Raw genomic sequence first — 15,670 nt, forward strand, 5'->3', positions numbered from 1 at the left:
CCAGATCAAGTACTCGTGGAACTACGCCCTGCTGGTCTCCGAGGGCCCCTCCACCCGCTCACTGGTGCCCGCGCCGATGCTGCGCGGCATGGCCGACGGCCGGCTGGTCCGGTTCGAGGAGATCACCCGCTGCCCGCTGGAGGTGCAGGACTCACTGCTGTCCCTGCTCTCCGAGCGCGTGGTGGCGATCCCCGAACTGGACGGGCCGGAGGGGATGGTCTTCGCCAAGCAGGGCTTCAACGTGATCGCCACCGCCAACACCCGCGACCGCGGGGTGAACGAGATGAGCGCGGCGCTCAAGCGCCGGTTCAACTTCGAGACGGTCTTCCCGATCCCCGACCTGGACACCGAACTCGCCCTGGTGGAGGCCGAGTCCGCGCACCTGCTGCGCCGCTCCGGGGTGGCCGCCGCGCCCGACCGGGACCTGCTGGAGGTCCTCGTCACCACGTTCCGCGAGCTGCGGGCCGGTGAGGGCGGTGACCGCCTGTCCGCGGTGATGAGCACCGCGGAGGCGGTCTCGGTCGCCCACGCGGTCGGGCTGCGCGGCTGGTACCTGCGCGGCGAGGCCGGCAACGCGGCCGACCTGGTCGCCAGCCTGGCCGGCACCGCCGCCAAGGACAGTCCGGAGGACCTGGCCCGGCTGCGCCGCTACCTGGAGCAGCGGGTCCCGCGGCGGCGCGGCCCGCACTGGCACGCCGTGCACGAAGCCCGCCACCTGCTGGCCGGCTGATGCCCGCGGTCTTCCTCGGGGTCCGCCACCACTCCCCCGCCTGCGCCCGTCTGGTGGCGGACACCGTCCGACGGCTGCGGCCCGCGTACGTGCTCGTCGAGGGGCCGGCCGACCTCAACGGCCGCCTGGACGAGCTGGCCCTCGGCCACGACCTGCCGATCGCCGTGTTCAGCCACTACCGCGACGCCGAGCGCACCGCCACCACCTGGACGCCGCTGTGCGACTACTCGCCCGAGTGGGTGGCGCTGCGGGAGGGCCGGGCAGCCGGCGCGGAGGTGCTCTTCGTCGACCTGCCGTCCTGGCACCCGGCGTTCGAACTGCGCGCCAACCGGTACGCCGACGCGGAGGCCCGGTACGCCGAGGCCACCGCCCGGCTGTGCTCGCGCTTCGGCACCGGCTCGGTGGACGCGCTGTGGGACGGCCTGTTCGAGGTGGCGCCGGCGGACGGGCTCGCCGGGCGACTGGACGCCTACTTCGACCTGGTCCGCGGGGACGCCGAGGCGGACGAGGGCGACCGGGCCCGCGAGGCGTACATGGCGGCCTGGATCCGCGCCGTCCTGGCCGAGGCGGGACCAGCGACCGTGCTGGTGGTCACCGGCGGCTTCCACACCCCCGCGCTCCGCACCCTCGCCGAGCGGCCCGCGGAGGTGCCCGGCCGGCCCGCGCTGCCGGCGCCGCGACCCGGCGCGGTGTCCGGCAGTTACCTGGTGCCCTACTCGTTCCGGCAGCTGGACGCCTTCGCCGGCTACCAGTCGGGCATGCCCTCGCCCGCCTACTACCAGCGGCTGTGGGAGGACGGCCCCGAGGCCGCCGCCGACCATCTGCGGCAGTCCGTGGTGTCGCGGCTGCGCGGGCGCCGCCACCCCGTCTCCACGGCCGACCTGGTCGCCGCCGCCGCGCTCACCGGCGGCCTGGCCGCGCTGCGCGGCCACCCGGTGCCGGCCCGTACCGACGTGCTCGACGGCCTGGCCGGCGCGCTGGTCAAGGACGACCTGACCCGGCCGCTGCCCTGGTCGGAGCGCACCCCGCTGGCGCCCGGCAGCCACCCGGTGGTGGTCGAGATGGTCGCCGCGTGCAGCGGCTCCCGCACCGGGCGGCTGCACCCGGACACCCCGGCCCCGCCGCTGGTCCACGACGCCGCCGCCCGGCTCGCCGCGATCGGGGCCACCGGCACCCGCCCGCTGACCTGCGAGCTCACCACCGAGGACGGTCTGACGGCCAGCCGGACCCTGCACCGGCTGCGCGTCCTCGGCGTGCCCGGCCGCCACCGCACCGCCGGCCCCGCCCACGGCGCCGACCCGGTCACCACCGAACGCTGGGAAGCCGGACCGGACACCGGCCGCGACGCCGCCCTGATCGAGGCGGGCGCGTACGGCGCCACCCTCGACGAGGCCGCCGCCACCGTCCTCGCCGAACGGGCCCGCACCACCGGGCCCACGGACACCGAACTCGCCGCCCTGCTCCTCGACACCGTGCTGTGCGGCGCCACCGCCCTCACCGACCGCCTGCTGACCGCGCTCACCGCCGTCCTCGCCCGCCACCCCGACCCGGGTGCCCTCGGCTCCGTCCTCGCCACCGCGCTCGGCCTGTGGCGGCACGACCGGGTGTACGGCACCGCCCGCAGCCCGCTGCTGGCCGCCGTCGTCGACGGCGCCGTCACCCGCGTCCTGTGGCTGGTCGAGGGCGCGCACGGCCGCTCCGGCACCGACCCGGCGCGCCTCGCCGCCCTCGCCGCCGTCCGCGACGCGCTGTGCCACGCCCCCGACCTGCTCACGGTCACCCCCGAGGACGCCGCCGCCCTCGCCCTCCGCATCGCCCGCGACCCGCACGCCCCCGCCGACCTGCGCGGCGGCGCCCACGGCCTCCACCTCGCCCTCACCCCCACGGCCGATCCCGACCTCGCCTCCGCCGCCCTGCACGCCGCGGGCGACCCCGGCGCGCTCGGCGACTGGCTGGCCGGCCTGTTCGCACTCGCCCGGGAGGAGGTCACCGCCGACGCGGGCGACGGCTCCCTGCTGGCCGCCGTGGACTCCGTCCTCGCCGAGCTCACCGACGCCGAGTTCCTCATCGCCCTCCCCGCCCTGCGCCAGGCCTTCGCCTGGTTCCCGCCGCGCGAGCGCGAACGGATCGCCCGCCGTCTGATCGAGCGTCGCGGCCTGCGCGGCTCCGCCCGCGCCCTGCTCCGCACCACCGCCGACCCCGCGCACCTGGCCGCCGCCCGCGCCCTGGAGGAGAACGTGACCGCCCTGCTCGACCGCCACGGCCTGCGGAGCGCCCGGTGACCGCGCCCGAGCCGGCACCCGCAACGGCACCCGACCCCGCCCTGGAGCGCTGGCGCCTGGTCCTCGGTTCCCCCGCCGAGCCCTGGACCGGCAGCCCGGGCGCCGACGGCGCCGCCCGCGACGCCGCCCTGGAGTGGCTGTACGGCCGCGACGAGGACCTCGACCGCCGCGGCATCCGCGGTGCCGGCGCGGAACCGTCCCGGGTCACCGCGGTCGACTGGCTGGACGACATCCACCGGCTCTTCCCGCGCGAGACGATCGAGCGCCTGGAGCGCGACGCCGTCGAGCACTACGGCATCGACGAGATCGTCACCGACCCGACCGTCCTGGAGCGGGTCGAGCCGAGCGCCGCCCTGCTGCGCGCCGTGCTCCGCACCAAGCACCTGATGAACGAGCAGTTGCTCGGCCAGGCCCGCCGCATCGTGGCCGCGGTGGTCCGGCAGCTGATGGAACGCCTCACCCCGGAGCTGCGCCAGGCGTTCACCGGCGCCCGGTCCGCCCGCCCGAGCCGCCGCCCGCTCGCCCGCGACTTCGACTTCCGCCGCACCGTCCGGGCCAATCTCGGCCGCTACCGGCCCGCCGAGCGGCGGATCCTGATCGAACGCCCGCACTTCCACTCCCGCACCCGCCGGCACCTGGAGCAGTGGCAGCTGATCCTGCTCGTCGACCAGTCCGGTTCCATGGTCGGCTCGGTGATCCACTCCGCGGTCACCGCGGCCTGCCTGTGGAGCCTTCCCGGCCTGAAGACCCATCTGGTCGCCTTCGACACCCAGGTGGTGGACCTCACCTCCGACGTCACCGACCCGGTGGAGCTGCTGATGCGGGTCCAGCTCGGCGGCGGCACCGACATCGCCCGTGCCGTCGACTACGCGGCCGGGCTGGTGGAGAACCCGCGGCGCACCGTCCTCGCGGTGGTCAGCGACTTCTACGAGGGCGGCGACCGGTACCGGCTGCTGCGCACCGTCCGCTCGCTGACCGGGCAGGGCGCCACCGTGCTCGGACTCGCCGCGCTGGACGAGGAGGCCGCCCCCGCGTACGACCGCGAGCTGGCCGGGCAGCTCGCGGACGCCGGCGCGCACGTGGGCGCGATGACGCCGGGGATGCTCGCCGAGTTCGTCGCCGAGCGGCTCGGCCGATGACCGCCGCGACGCGGGCCGATCTGCTCGCCCTGGACACCGACACGCTCGCCGCACTCGCCAATCGCGGCCTGGTGAAGCGCGCCGCCCGCGAAGTCGCCGCGGGCGACGGGCCGGTGCCCGACCTCGACCCGAACGGCACGCTTCGCGGCAGCTGCCCGGACGGCAACTCCGTCGTCCTGCCGCCCGGCACCGGGCTGGACGGCGGCAGCTGCACCTGCGGAGCCCCGGGCGTGTGCCGCCACCGGATCGCCCTGGTCCTCGCCCATCAGCAGGCCGCCGCCGACGACGCCGACGCCGCCCCACCGGGTCCTCGCCCCGGCCCCGCCGCTTCCGGCAGCCCCGGCACGCCCGACACCCCCGCGCCCGCCCCCGCGTGGTCCCCCGGCGCGCTGGACGACGAGGCGCTGACCGCCGCCGTCGGCGCCCGCGCCGTGGCCGCCGCCCGCCGGACGCTGGAGCGCGGTTATGCCGCGCGGCTGCACCACGCGCGCCCGGACGATCCGCAGCCGGTCGCCGAACTGGCCGCCTGCACCGTCCGGTTCCCCGTCCCCGGCGAGCTGGGCTTCGCGGTGACCGACGCCGCGCAGGACCGCCGCGGCGAGATGATCGCCCTCGCGGTCTGGGCGTTCCGGGCCGCCGACGGCCGCCCGGCCGTCACCCTCGGCGGCCGTCCCGAGCCCGATGCGGGCATCCCGCCGGTCCTGGACGCCGCCCTCGGTCTCGCCCGCGAGCTGCTGCTCGACGGCGCCGTGCACGCCGGGCCGGTCCTCACCGCCGATCTCCACCGGGTGCGCGACGAACTCGCCGACCGTTCCCTGCACTGGCCGGCCGGCCTGGTCGCCGACCTGATCGGCCAGCTCGACGCGTACGCCGCCCGGTCCGCCGACCACCGGCCCGAGAAGCTGGCCCTGCTGCTGGCCGAGCTCCACGCCCGTCACCGCGCCGCCGCCCGCCCCGGCGCGTCCAGGTCGGAGGTACTCGGTGTCCGGGAGACCGCCGAGACCCCGCTGCGCCGGATCCGCCTGACCGCACTGGGCTGCCGGATCCGCGGCACCGCGACGACCCGGTCCGCCGAGGTCTACCTCGCCCACCCGGCCGCCGGCACCGTCCTGGTGCTCCGCCGCGGCTGGGACGTCCCGGCCGACGGCCGTCCGCCGACCGGGCACGCGCTGGCCGCCCGCCGGATCGCCGGCCACCGCCTCGACGCCCTCGCCGCCGGCAACGTGGTCAGCGAAAGCGCCGTCCGCAGCGCCGCCCGTGAACTCCGCCTCGGCCGCGGTCGGACCGCCGCCACCACCGTCACCCCGGTCGGCGGCTCCTGGACCGACCTGCCCGCCCCGCTGCTGCTCACCGACCTCGACGCCCACCTGCGCACCCTGGAGGGCCGGCCGCCGCGGCTGATCCGGCCCCGCATCGCCGCCGAGTCCCTGCACGTGGTGCGGCTCTCCGCCGTCGAGGGGGTCCGGTACGACGCCGCCGAGCAGCGCCTGGAGGCCGCGGTCCGCGACGCCGCCGGCAACCCGGCCACCCTCGCCGCCACCTACGACCCGGCCTGCCCCGGCTCCCTCGACGCGCTCGCCGCGGCGCTCGGGTCCGGCGCCGTCACTCACGTCAGCGCCACCCTCCGACGGGCGGCGGGCCGCACCGTCCTGGAGCCCGTCGCGCTCCTCGCGGGCGGCACCGTCGTCGTCCCCGACCTCGCTCCCGGCACCGCGTCCACGGCCCTCGGCCCGGCCGCACCGCCGTCGGCCGACCCCGTCGCCGCCGACCTCGCCGAGGCGCTCGCCACCCTCGCAGACACCGCCCACCGGGGCCTGCGCCACCCTGACGGCCCCACCCTGACCCGCCTGGACCGCACCGCCGCCCGGCTGGACCGCGGCGGCCTGGCCACCACCGCCGAGCTCCTGCGCGCCCTCGCCCACGCCGTACGCGCGGGCGACCCGGACGCCGCCGCCCGTACCTGGTCGGACGCGGCCGTCCGGCTCGCCGTCACCGTCGAGGCGCACCGGGAGACCGCCGGCCGCCCCTGAGCACCTTCGCCGAGGACGCCCCCCGAGGTCCCCGAGGTCCCGTACAGAATCCTCCCGCTCTCCCGGGCCCCGACGCCGGGCGCACCGTACGGAGTCGATCTCAAAAAAGTCAACGTTTCGTTTCAAGGACTGAGATACGGCGGAAGTTTCATTCTTGCGGCGCCGAATTCTTCACGAAAGCGCCACCATGGCGCCATGGACGGCGAGTCGGCCTGCTCGGCCCCCGGGGACCGACGCCGCATCCGCGTCGTGCAGGGGCGGCGGCCGCGCGGCTGACCCCCGACCGCGCTGCCGCGAGCGGCCCGGAGCCGCCCTCCGGCCAGGAGGGCGGCTCACCCGCGTGCGACGTTCCGCCCGGGGCGTCCCCCGGGCGGATCACCACTCGGCGGGAAGGCTCTTGACCCCGTACACCAGTGATTCCGTGCGGTACTCGATCTCCTCGAACGGGACCGCGAGCCGCAGGCCGGGGAAGCGACGGAACAACGCGCGCAGCGCGATGCCGAGTTCGAGGCGGGCGAGTTGCTGACCCGACCTCGTGGCGGGCGTCGGACAGCACGGTGCGGGCGTCGTCCTCACGGGTGACGAGTACGGCTCCGACTTCACCGAGCTGGGAGTTCGGCACCGGAACCCGGTGCAGCGACGGGTCCTCGTGCAGTTCCACGAGCGCGGCCCCGGGCCGGAACGGACACTCGGCCCGACGGTGGTTGTGGGGCATCGACACCGGTTCGGTCATGGCGTTCACTGCCTTCCTGACGGCACGGGGGCGATTCGGCGGAACGTGGGCACCGGCTGCGGACCGTTCGTCATGAGGCGCTTGCCGTGTCGCGCAGGAGGTCCCGTGTGATGCTGTCGAGCCGCGCCGCGGCGCCCTTGTCGAACGCCGGGCGGAGGAGACTGAGAGGTGTGCCCTCCACGAAGGCGCTCAGCGGTTCCCGGGGCGGAGCGTCGATGATCTCGACGATCGGCGGGACGGTGAACTCGACCGGCTGCGCGGCCCGCTTCATCTGCTCGATGTGCGCCGCGGTGGCGGCGTCGAACTCGCCCGCGAAGCCGGTGCGTGTCCCGCCGGGGAACAGCAGCACGTACCGGGCGCGACGCGTGCTCCCTCCCTCGGCGAACGAGACACCGAGGAGGTCGTTGAGCCGGCCGCCCTGGAACATGGCCGACCAGCCGTCGTAGCCGCGTTCGAAGCCGAGGTCGTTCCAGTGGATGCCCGGCGCCCCCACCCCAGGACCGGCGATGTTCATCACGACCGGCGTTTCGGCCTTGTTCATCACATCGGCCAGGCCGTATCCGAGCAGGTACCGGCTGAGGTAGTACAGCGCGAAATTGTGCTCGATCCCTTCGGAGGTCACCATCCGATGGCTGCGGAAGTACCGCGCGCACAGCACGAGTACGTCCACCGCCGCGAACCGGTCCGTGATCTCCGTGACGACGCGCCGGTTCTCGCTGACGAGGCTGAGATCGGCCTCGACGAAGACGGCACGGTCGGCTGCGCCCAACTTCCGTGCCGTGTCGAGGAACTGATTCCCCTTCACCGGATCCGGGGCGATGACGACCACCCGGTCCCCCCGGCCGAGACAGGTGTTCGCGAGCGCCTGCCCGATACCGGACGTGCCCCCCGTGACAACAATGGTCTTCACCGTGGTCCTCCTCGGAACACTGAGTCGTGAGATTCCGCGCGGCGGAAAGCTCCCGCCCGCGGGCAGACTTCACCCCTGGACGGGGTGGCGGGAAAAGAGAGAAATCGGGAAAGGAAGGCGGAGAAGGGAACTCAGCCGGCCGCGGCGGCGATTTCCGCCCGGACCACGTCACCGGCGAGCCCGACCGCCGCTTCCGCGGCACCAGTGGAACCCAGGGTCGACCCGTTCACGTAGACGCCGTCGATGATCAGCATGATCCGGTCGCCCAGCCGGTCCGGGTCCGCGGCCGGAGTCCTGCGTGCGAGGTCCCGCAGTTGCTCGCGCACGCGCCGGAAGTGCTTCAGGGAAACCTGATGCGCCGGATGGTCCGGGTCGGGAAACTCCGCATGCGTGTTGCGGAGGGGGCAGCCCCTGGCGTTCGGCGCCATGCCCTGGACCGCCCGGACCAACTCGACGAGCCGCTCCTCGGGCGCGTCCACCGGGTCCGGGCCCTGCGTCCCGGGCCGCGCCACCCACGCGGCCCAGGACGGCGGGGCCTCACCCGCGCTGCGCACGCACGTAGGACATCGGTGTCAGCACCCGCCCGCGTTCGTCCACCTGGATCGCGTCCGGGCCCGGCCTGGCACCGGTGTCCTGGGCACCCGCCGTGCCCAGCTTGGCCAGGAGTTCGCGGGTGAAGCTCGTGGCGAAGACGGCTTCGGAGATGTCCTGGATCTCCCAGTACCGGCCGAGGTTCGCGTGCAGGTTGGCCTCGCTGATCAGGGCCTCCTCCACGATCGGCGTCCCCGACGGCACGGATTGCGCGAAGCAGAACAGGTGGAGCACGGCACCCGGCCGGCACACCCGGTGGAGCGCGGCAGCGTACGCCGACCTCTGCTCGTCGTTCAGGCAGTGGTAGAGGCCGCTGTCGAGCACGGTGTCGAAATCGCTTCCGACACCGTCCAGTTCGGTGGCGTCCGAGGTCAGGAACCGCACCTGCACGCCATGGGCCCCGGCCCGTCGCGCCGCCTGCTCGATCGCGCTGGGTGAACCGTCCACGCCGGTCACCTCGTACCCTTGGCCCGCCAGCAGAATGGCGTTCTCACCCAGTCCGCAGCCCGCGTCGAGCACCTTGCCGCTGAAGCCTCCCGCGCGCGCCAGCTCCACCACGGCTCGCTGGGGCTCGCCGATGTCCCAGGGAATCAGCACCTCACCGGGGGCGGCGCCGTCGAAGGACGCGCGCCCCGCGTACAACGCTTCGTATTCCTTGTCCTCTTGGGAGAAAGTCCGCTGCGTGGTCATGCCGGTCCCCTTGTCGCTCGCAAGCTCGTCACCCAGCACGTGCCGGATCTGATGCGCCCCGGACGCGGGGCAGCCGCGTCCCTAGTGGACGTTGTTCGCTTCCTGCGTCGGCGCGGCCGCCGGGGCCGCCTCGGCCTTCGGCCCGGTCCCGGCCCCGGCCGTGGGACGCATCCGTGACGCGACGACGAGCGTGAGGACGACGACCGCGGCCATGGCCAGGAAGACGTCGGAGTAGGCCGAGCCGTTGTGACCGGAGTAGAGCGGGTTGATGGCGTCACTGCCGCTCTGCTGCCGCGCGGACACCAGCACACCGAACACGGCGGGGCCGGTACCGGCCCCGAGGAACTGGGCCCCCTGGAGGATCCCGAGGCCGACACCGACCTGCTCGGGGGGCAGTTCGCTCGCCGCGGCGCCGATGATGGTGGTCATCACGAACATGAAGCCGATGCTCAGCCCGAGGATCCCGATACCGGCGAAGACCACCGAGGAGCCGCCGGTGAAGGACGAGAGGAACAGCGAGAACAGCCCGATGAGGCCGAGCCCGGAGAACACCAGGACCCGCGCCTCGACACGGCCGGCGAGGCGTCCGATCCACGGCGAGAGAAGCGCGGTCACGACTCCGGCCGGGATCATCACCAAGGCGCCCTTGCCCGGGGTGAGTTCGTTGACATCCACCAGCAGCAGCGGGACGAACACCAGACCGCCGAGGTTGACGACCATGGCCAGGAACGCGACGAGGATGCCGGTCCGGTAGACGCGATTGGTGAACAGCGCCGGCGGAACGAACGGCTGGTCGACACGGACGGTGCGCACCCCGAAGAGCACGAGCGCCGCGACCGCGACCAGGAGGCTGCCCCAGGACAGGGGGTCGGTGAAGCCGGAGACCTGCGCCCGGGTCATGCCGAACAGGACGAGACCGGCTCCGAGGCCGAGGAGCACGCCACCGGGGAGGTCGAGCCGGCCCGAGCCCTGCGGAGTCTCGTCCGGGAGTACCCGCAGGGCGGGGAAGAGCAGCAGCAGCGCGACCACGAGCATGATCCAGAACAGCGCGGGCCAGCCGAGCGCTTCCCCGATGCCGCCGCCCAGCGCCGGTCCGGCCGCGGTGCCGACGCCCGCACCGGCGGAGACGACGCCGATCCCGACACTGCGCCGCTCCGGCGGCAGCAGCGTCGTGACCGCGATGATCGAGAGCACGGGGATCGCGGCCGCGCCGATGCCCGTCACGATCCTCCCGGTCACCAGCACGCCCAGGTTCGGGGAGATCGCGCAGATCAGGCTCCCGACGGCGTAGGTGAGGAGCGCGAAGGCGAAGAGACGGCGCAGGCTCACCCGGTCCGAGATGCGGCCGTACAGGGGAATCCCGACCGAGAACATCAGCAGGAACCCGGTGACGACCCAGGCGAGTTCCGCCTCGGAGACCCCGAACTCGGACCCGATCGTCGGAAGCATCAGGTTGACCATGTCACTGGCCGTGACGGTGGCGAGGATCGCCGGCATCAGCACGGCCAGTAAGCCCAGTTCTGAGCGGGTCCGCCCGGTCGTGGTCGACGTGGAAGTCATGCGAGGCCCTTCGGGTGACTTTCCGCCACCATGATAGTTACAGTTAGGGCAAAAGGACGGCGGAGGACATTGCCTCCGCCATCGGTCAGCTGGTGACGCGTTGCGCGACCTCGCGCTCGCTGGCCAGCACTTGTCGGACGAGGTGGGCGATCGTGGTCCGCCCGAGCCGTTCCTTCATGGCCCGCTCCGCGTCCTGGAACTCCGCTTCGAGCAGCTTCTGCATGCTCCGCCCCACCTCGCATTCGGCGCTCGGTGGATGCGGGTGCCGCGAAAGGATCGGCCCCGCCTCCACGGCGGCGTACGCGTCGTAGAGCGTGATCTCGCGGGCGGGCCGGGCGAGCGACCAGCCGCCGTTGCGCCCCTCGGTGGACCAGACCAGGCCGGCGTCCCGCAAACTGCCGAGGATCCGCCGCACCAGGACCGGATTGCTGGCCAGGCTCTCCGCGATCTCCGCGGAGGTCAGCGAGCGGTCCCAGCGCCCCAGCATGGTGAGCGCGTGAATCGCGACCGCACTCCTGCTGCTGATGCTCACCGTGACCCCTTCGCGACGATCGCCTCGCCGATCCAACTGCAACAACGCTAGTAGCAGTTGGATCCACGTGTCAATCCGGCACACCGGCCGCGGGGACCGTCCGGGACCGCGTGCGGCATCACCAGGGCCAGCGCCATTCCTTGTTCTGCGGAACCACCCAGTAGTGGTCCAGTTCGACGCGCTCGAACAGCCATCGCCCGTCCTCGATCACATAGGTGTCGGAGAACCGGCCGACGCTCTGGTGCACGAGGTCCGCCTTGTCGAACCTGACGTGCTCCACGAAGAAGCAGGCCCCGGACGCGCGGTCGCCGTCGACCTCCACCTGATGGGCCTGGTTGAAGTTCCTCAGGGCCACCTCGGAGGCACCCTGGAGCTCGACCATCTTCGGCAGCAGCGCGCTGTAGTACTCCCGGATCGCCACACGCCCACGGGCATCGCCGAAACTTCCGTAGGCCAGGTGCGCGTCCCTGGTGAACAGGGCGCCGAGGCCCTCCCAGTCCTGCGCGTTGAGGCAGTGGTGGAAGGCGTTGCGCAGCCTCGTGAGCTCACGGATCGCTTCGAGTTCGCGCACTCTGGCCGACAGTTCGCCGATCCGGGCCGCCAGGTCAACCTCGTCCGCCATCGTGCATCCTCTCCTGCGCCACCGGATCCCGTTCCGCCTCGTGCCGAAACCGGACCGAGAGTCGCAGCCGCACGACACGAGCCACAAGGCCCGCGCGCCTTTCCTGTGGTCGGTCCGCAATCCTCGAATTCCCTCGGGCGCTTAGGGTCGAGCCGCAGGAACGCCGGCGACACCCAACGGGAGACACCGTGAACCAGTCGAAGCGCATCGCCCTGATCAGTGGTGCGGGCCGCAACATCGGCGCCGCGACGGCCAAGGAACTGGCCGGCCGCGGCTACCACGTGATCGTGAACTACCGGAGCGACGCCGACGCGGCGGCGGACGTGGTCGCGGAGATCGAGTCGCGCGGCGGCACGGCCGAGGCGGCGCGGGCCGACGTCTGCGACGCCGGACAGGTCGGCGCCCTCGTCGAGCGGGTGCGGGCCGACCACGGGCGCATCGACCTGCTGATCTGCAACGCGAACACCGTGACACCGCCCTTCGCGTCCTTCGCCGAGCTGGACTGGGACGCGTTCGCCGCGAAGATCAACGGGGAACTCGCCGGCTCCTTCTTCCTCACCCAGTGCACGCTCGCCGTCATGCGCGAACAGCGGTCGGGCAGGATCATCTACATCTCCAGCACGGCGTCGGACACCATCGGCATGGCCCTGCCCCATTCCGTCGCCAAGGCGGCGCTGAACACGTTCGGCCGCCACATCGCCGGCATCGCCGCCGAGCACGGGGTGACCGTGAACACCGTCGCCCTCGGCGCCGTGCACACCGACGCCACATCGGAGTTCAGCGAGGAGTTCTGGAAGTACACCACCGCCCGCTCGGTGGCGGCGCGCAGGGTGGAACCGGAGGACGCCGCGCGTGCCGTGGCCCTCGTAGCCGACGACGGCTTCGGCTTCACCTCCGGCCAGGTGATCCGGGTCGACGGCGGATTCGAGGTCCTCGACCAGCAGTTGCATCCGCTGGCGCAGAGTCTCCGCTGAGGGCGGGCCGTCGGCAGCCGGCCCCACGGGACGCCCGGTGCGAGCGGGCGCCCGCCGGTCTACTCGAAGTGCCGCACCATCGGGTTGAGTTGACGGTCGAGAACCTCGAACCCGCCGTCCACGCGCAGCACTTGGCCCACCGATGCGGTGAAGTCCTCGTCGGCCAGCATCGCGATGCTGCGGGCCGCCTCGTCGGGCTCCAGCAGCCGGCCGGATGTCGATCGGCTCTCCATGAACGTGCGGAGGTCGTCCGTCATGACACCCGCGGTGGCGTCGGTCCGCACCGCGCCGAGCGCGACCGTGTTGACGACGACCCCGTACTGTGCGGCGACTCCCGCGACGTGCCGGCTGAAGGTGTTGAGCGCGGCCTTGGCCGTGGAGTGGGCCGCGACGGTGCCGATCGAATCCGCCGCGGTGCTCGACACGTAGACGATCCGGCCCTTCCGTTCCTCCGTCATGCCGCGCAGCACGCCCTGGGTGAGGAAGTACGCTCCCGCCAACTCCCCCTGCACCTTCCCGATGAAGTCGTCCCAGGAGAGCGTGAGCAGGGGCTGGAACGGCGGATTCACCGTGTTGGCGTTGCAGACCAGGGCGTCGATGCGGCCGCGGTCGGCGCGGATGCGGTCGAGCATCCCGGACACCTGCCCGGGGTCGCAGACATCGGCCCGGACGGCCTGGGCCGATCCGCCCGCGGCCTCGATCGAGCTCACCACCTCCGCCGCCGCGTCGCTGTTCTGACGGTAGTTCACGACCACGTGGTAGCCGCGCCTGCCCATCTCCCGCGCGGTAGCCGCTCCGATCCCGCGACTCGCGCCGCTGATCAGCACCACCCGCTGTGACTGCTCCACGTTTCCTCAGCGGGCAGTTCCGGCACGCCATCGACGACTACATGGCCTGCGGTTGGGTCCTCGACACCTGCTTCGTGGTCAATCCGGCAGTGATCCCCTGGCGTTCGAGGGCCGTGTTCGCAGCGCTGGGCATCCGCCGGTACGACCTGGCGCTCGCCCTCGCCGAGGAGGAGCTCATCGCGGCGAGGACCTGGGGATCGCCGCGCGGCATCGGCATCGCCCTGCATGCCGTGGGCGTGGCACGCCGGGACCACACCTCGGTCGCCGTGCTGGAGGAGGCCGTGGCACTGCTGGCCCAGGGGCACGCGCGCACCGAGTACATGCAGGCCCTCTACGACCTCGGCACGACGCAGATCCGGCGGCAGGACGTGACGGAGGGACGCAGGCGGCTCGTCGAGGCGGCCATGGTGGCGTACGAGTGTCGCAACGGCTTCTGGCAGGAGCGCATCCGCTTCGCCCTGGAGCGCCTCCAGGCGCCTGCCAACACCTCGAAGCTCACCCGGCAGGAGGAGAAGATCGCCTACCTGGCCCGCGCCGGACACAGCAACCGGCACATCGCGCACATGACGTGCCTGACGGTCCGGACCGTCGAGTTCCACCTGTCCAGCGTGTACCGGAAGCTCTCCATCTCCGGCAGACGGGAACTCGTCACCGCGCTGAGCTCCGTTCCGTCGTAGCTCGCCCGCGCCTTCGGGTCGGTGAGGACACCACCGGTGAGGACGCGACCGGTGCGGGGACCGGTCACCGCGATGACGCGTGCACCGGTGCGGCCCCTGCCGAGGAGCCCCGCCGGAAGATCCGGCGGGGCTCCTTCCTTTCCACGGTGGATCCCGTACGGGCCGGCGGCTGCCTCAGCCCGCGGTGCCGGCGAGGCCCGCGGTGCCCTCGAGGCCCGCGGTGCCGGTGAGGCCGGCGAGGCGTTCCGCGACTGCCCGTGGGCTCGGCATGGCCGCGATCTCGGCGCTGACCTCTCGCGCGGCCCGGGTGAGCTCGGTGTCGGTGAGCAGCCGGGTGAGCAGGGCCGGGCCGATGTCCTCGGCGGCGGCACGGAGGCCGGCGCCCCGGTCCCGTACCGCGTCCGCGTTGATGAAGCGGTCGGAGCCGTCGGGGAGGACGAGTTGCGGGATGCCCGCGTCCAGTGCGCCCAGGGCGGTGCTGCTGCCGCCGTGGTGGATGGCGGCCGCGCAGGTCTCCAGCAGCGCCCGCCACGGGACCCAGCCGTAGGCGCGGACGTTGTCCGGCAGGGTGTCGAGCGTGCTGAGGTCGAGGTCCCCGGTCGCCAGCACGAACTCCGCGTCGATGTCGGCGGCCGCCTCGATCACCCGCTCGATCCTGGTCAGGCCGTCCGTCTTGGGCGGAACGGTGCCCAGCGTCACCGCCACGCGCGGGCGGTGGGCGGGCACGGCCAGGTCGGCGGGGAGGCCGCCCTCCCCGTTGTAGGCGACGGGCCGCATCGAGCAGCCGTACCGCTCGTCCCCGGCCATGCTCGGTGGCGCGAGGTCGATGACCTCGGCCGGCTCGGGCAGCCGGTCGATTCCGTGCCGGGCGAAGGTGTCCGCCATCTCCGCGAGCATCAGCGCGCGCAGCTTCGGGGTGCGGACGAACCCGAGGTCGTGCTGGACCGCGGGCACGCCGAGGCGGGTCGCCGCGAGCAGGGCCACCGGGAACTGGTAGTCGTACACCACCAGGTCCGGCCGCCACCGCGCGGCGAGCTCGACCACGTCGTCGGCCACCCGGCTGTTGACGAGGGCGGCCAGCGGGACGAACGCCTCGCGATCGGCCGAATTGCTCTCGACCACCCGCTGCATCAGGTCGGGCCGCTGGGTGCGGCCGGCCTCTCTGATGACCTTGCGCCAGTCGAGCCCCGGCGCGATGGGCAGGTACGGCAGACCGGCCCCGGCGACGTCTTCGCCACCGTCCATCGAGGCCGTCGCGACCTCGTGGCCGAGCTCGTGCATCGCCCTGGCCAGCGGGACCAGCGGGAAGAGGTGGCCGATGCCGGGTACGCCGGCGAACAGTACACGCATGG

The 15,670-nt window shown here is 73.4% G+C and carries 15 protein-coding genes; 6 read left to right on the forward strand and 9 right to left on the reverse strand.

Annotation, left to right across the window (positions count from 1 at the left end; genetic code table 11):
- From ACFVGO_RS24340 to ACFVGO_RS24355, 4 genes are all read left to right on the forward strand, one after another.
- On the forward strand, nt 1-730 hold a 730-nt coding region (locus ACFVGO_RS24340; protein WP_380633985.1), incomplete at its 5' end, for an AAA family ATPase.
- On the forward strand, nt 730-3,012 hold the full coding sequence (locus ACFVGO_RS24345) for a DUF5682 family protein (RefSeq protein WP_359899669.1): 2,283 nt from the start codon (nt 730-732) through the stop codon (nt 3,010-3,012). The genes ACFVGO_RS24340 and ACFVGO_RS24345, both read left to right, overlap by 1 nt.
- Entirely contained in the window at nt 3,009-4,151 is a 1,143-nt protein-coding gene (locus ACFVGO_RS24350) for a VWA domain-containing protein (RefSeq protein ID WP_380357142.1), read from the forward strand. Before ACFVGO_RS24345 ends, ACFVGO_RS24350 begins: the two co-directional genes overlap by 4 nt.
- Entirely contained in the window at nt 4,148-6,181 is a 2,034-nt protein-coding gene (locus ACFVGO_RS24355; RefSeq protein ID WP_380633988.1) for a hypothetical protein, read from the forward strand. The genes ACFVGO_RS24350 and ACFVGO_RS24355 overlap by 4 nt, the downstream gene beginning before the upstream one ends.
- A gap of 375 nt (nt 6,182-6,556) precedes the next feature.
- On the opposite strand, the gene ACFVGO_RS24360 is transcribed toward ACFVGO_RS24355, so the two are convergent.
- The 7 genes from ACFVGO_RS24360 to ACFVGO_RS24390 form a co-directional block, all read right to left on the reverse strand.
- Nucleotides 6,557-6,757: a hypothetical protein gene (locus ACFVGO_RS24360; RefSeq protein WP_359899675.1), complete on the reverse strand. Its 201-nt coding sequence runs from the start codon at nt 6,755-6,757 to the stop codon at nt 6,557-6,559.
- 227 nt (nt 6,758-6,984) lie between these two features.
- A complete protein-coding gene (locus ACFVGO_RS24365; protein ID WP_380633991.1) occupies nt 6,985-7,824 on the reverse strand; it encodes an SDR family NAD(P)-dependent oxidoreductase in 840 nt (279 codons plus the stop codon).
- Between the two features lie 131 nt (nt 7,825-7,955).
- Nucleotides 7,956-8,303, reverse strand: coding sequence for a hypothetical protein (locus tag ACFVGO_RS24370; RefSeq protein WP_359899679.1), 348 nt, complete (start codon nt 8,301-8,303; stop codon nt 7,956-7,958).
- A 58-nt stretch (nt 8,304-8,361) separates the two neighbouring features.
- Complete coding sequence (locus ACFVGO_RS24375; protein WP_380633994.1) at nt 8,362-9,105, reverse strand: class I SAM-dependent methyltransferase; 744 nt, start codon at nt 9,103-9,105, stop codon at nt 8,362-8,364.
- An 81-nt stretch (nt 9,106-9,186) separates the two neighbouring features.
- Nucleotides 9,187-10,665 (reverse strand): MFS transporter, encoded by a 1,479-nt coding sequence (locus tag ACFVGO_RS24380; protein WP_380633996.1) that lies wholly within the window; start codon nt 10,663-10,665, stop codon nt 9,187-9,189.
- An 85-nt stretch (nt 10,666-10,750) separates the two neighbouring features.
- On the reverse strand, nt 10,751-11,197 hold the full coding sequence (locus ACFVGO_RS24385) for an RrF2 family transcriptional regulator (protein WP_380633998.1): 447 nt from the start codon (nt 11,195-11,197) through the stop codon (nt 10,751-10,753).
- Nucleotides 11,198-11,315: 118 nt separating this feature from the next.
- Entirely contained in the window at nt 11,316-11,819 is a 504-nt protein-coding gene (locus ACFVGO_RS24390; RefSeq protein WP_359899687.1) for a nuclear transport factor 2 family protein, read from the reverse strand.
- Between the two features lie 188 nt (nt 11,820-12,007).
- Between ACFVGO_RS24390 and ACFVGO_RS24395 the strand changes: the two genes are divergently transcribed.
- Entirely contained in the window at nt 12,008-12,793 is a 786-nt protein-coding gene (locus tag ACFVGO_RS24395) for an SDR family oxidoreductase (protein ID WP_359899689.1), read from the forward strand.
- Nucleotides 12,794-12,852: 59 nt separating this feature from the next.
- Here the strand turns inward: ACFVGO_RS24395 and ACFVGO_RS24400 are convergent, their stop codons facing one another.
- Complete coding sequence (locus ACFVGO_RS24400; protein WP_380545428.1) at nt 12,853-13,641, reverse strand: SDR family oxidoreductase; 789 nt, start codon at nt 13,639-13,641, stop codon at nt 12,853-12,855.
- Between ACFVGO_RS24400 and ACFVGO_RS24405 the strand changes: the two genes are divergently transcribed.
- Nucleotides 13,629-14,318 (forward strand): response regulator transcription factor, encoded by a 690-nt coding sequence (locus tag ACFVGO_RS24405; RefSeq protein ID WP_380634002.1) that lies wholly within the window; start codon nt 13,629-13,631, stop codon nt 14,316-14,318. The genes ACFVGO_RS24400 and ACFVGO_RS24405 overlap by 13 nt on opposite strands.
- A gap of 174 nt (nt 14,319-14,492) precedes the next feature.
- Here the strand turns inward: ACFVGO_RS24405 and ACFVGO_RS24410 are convergent, their stop codons facing one another.
- Nucleotides 14,493-15,668 carry a nucleotide disphospho-sugar-binding domain-containing protein gene (locus ACFVGO_RS24410; protein WP_380634004.1) on the reverse strand — a complete coding sequence of 392 codons (1,176 nt, stop codon included), beginning with the start codon at nt 15,666-15,668 and terminating at the stop codon, nt 14,493-14,495.
- Between the last annotated feature and the right edge of the window lie 2 nt (nt 15,669-15,670).

It is taken from the genome of Kitasatospora sp. NPDC057738 (genome assembly GCF_042798815.1).
Classification (GTDB): domain Bacteria; phylum Actinomycetota; class Actinomycetes; order Streptomycetales; family Streptomycetaceae; genus Kitasatospora; species Kitasatospora lactacystinica.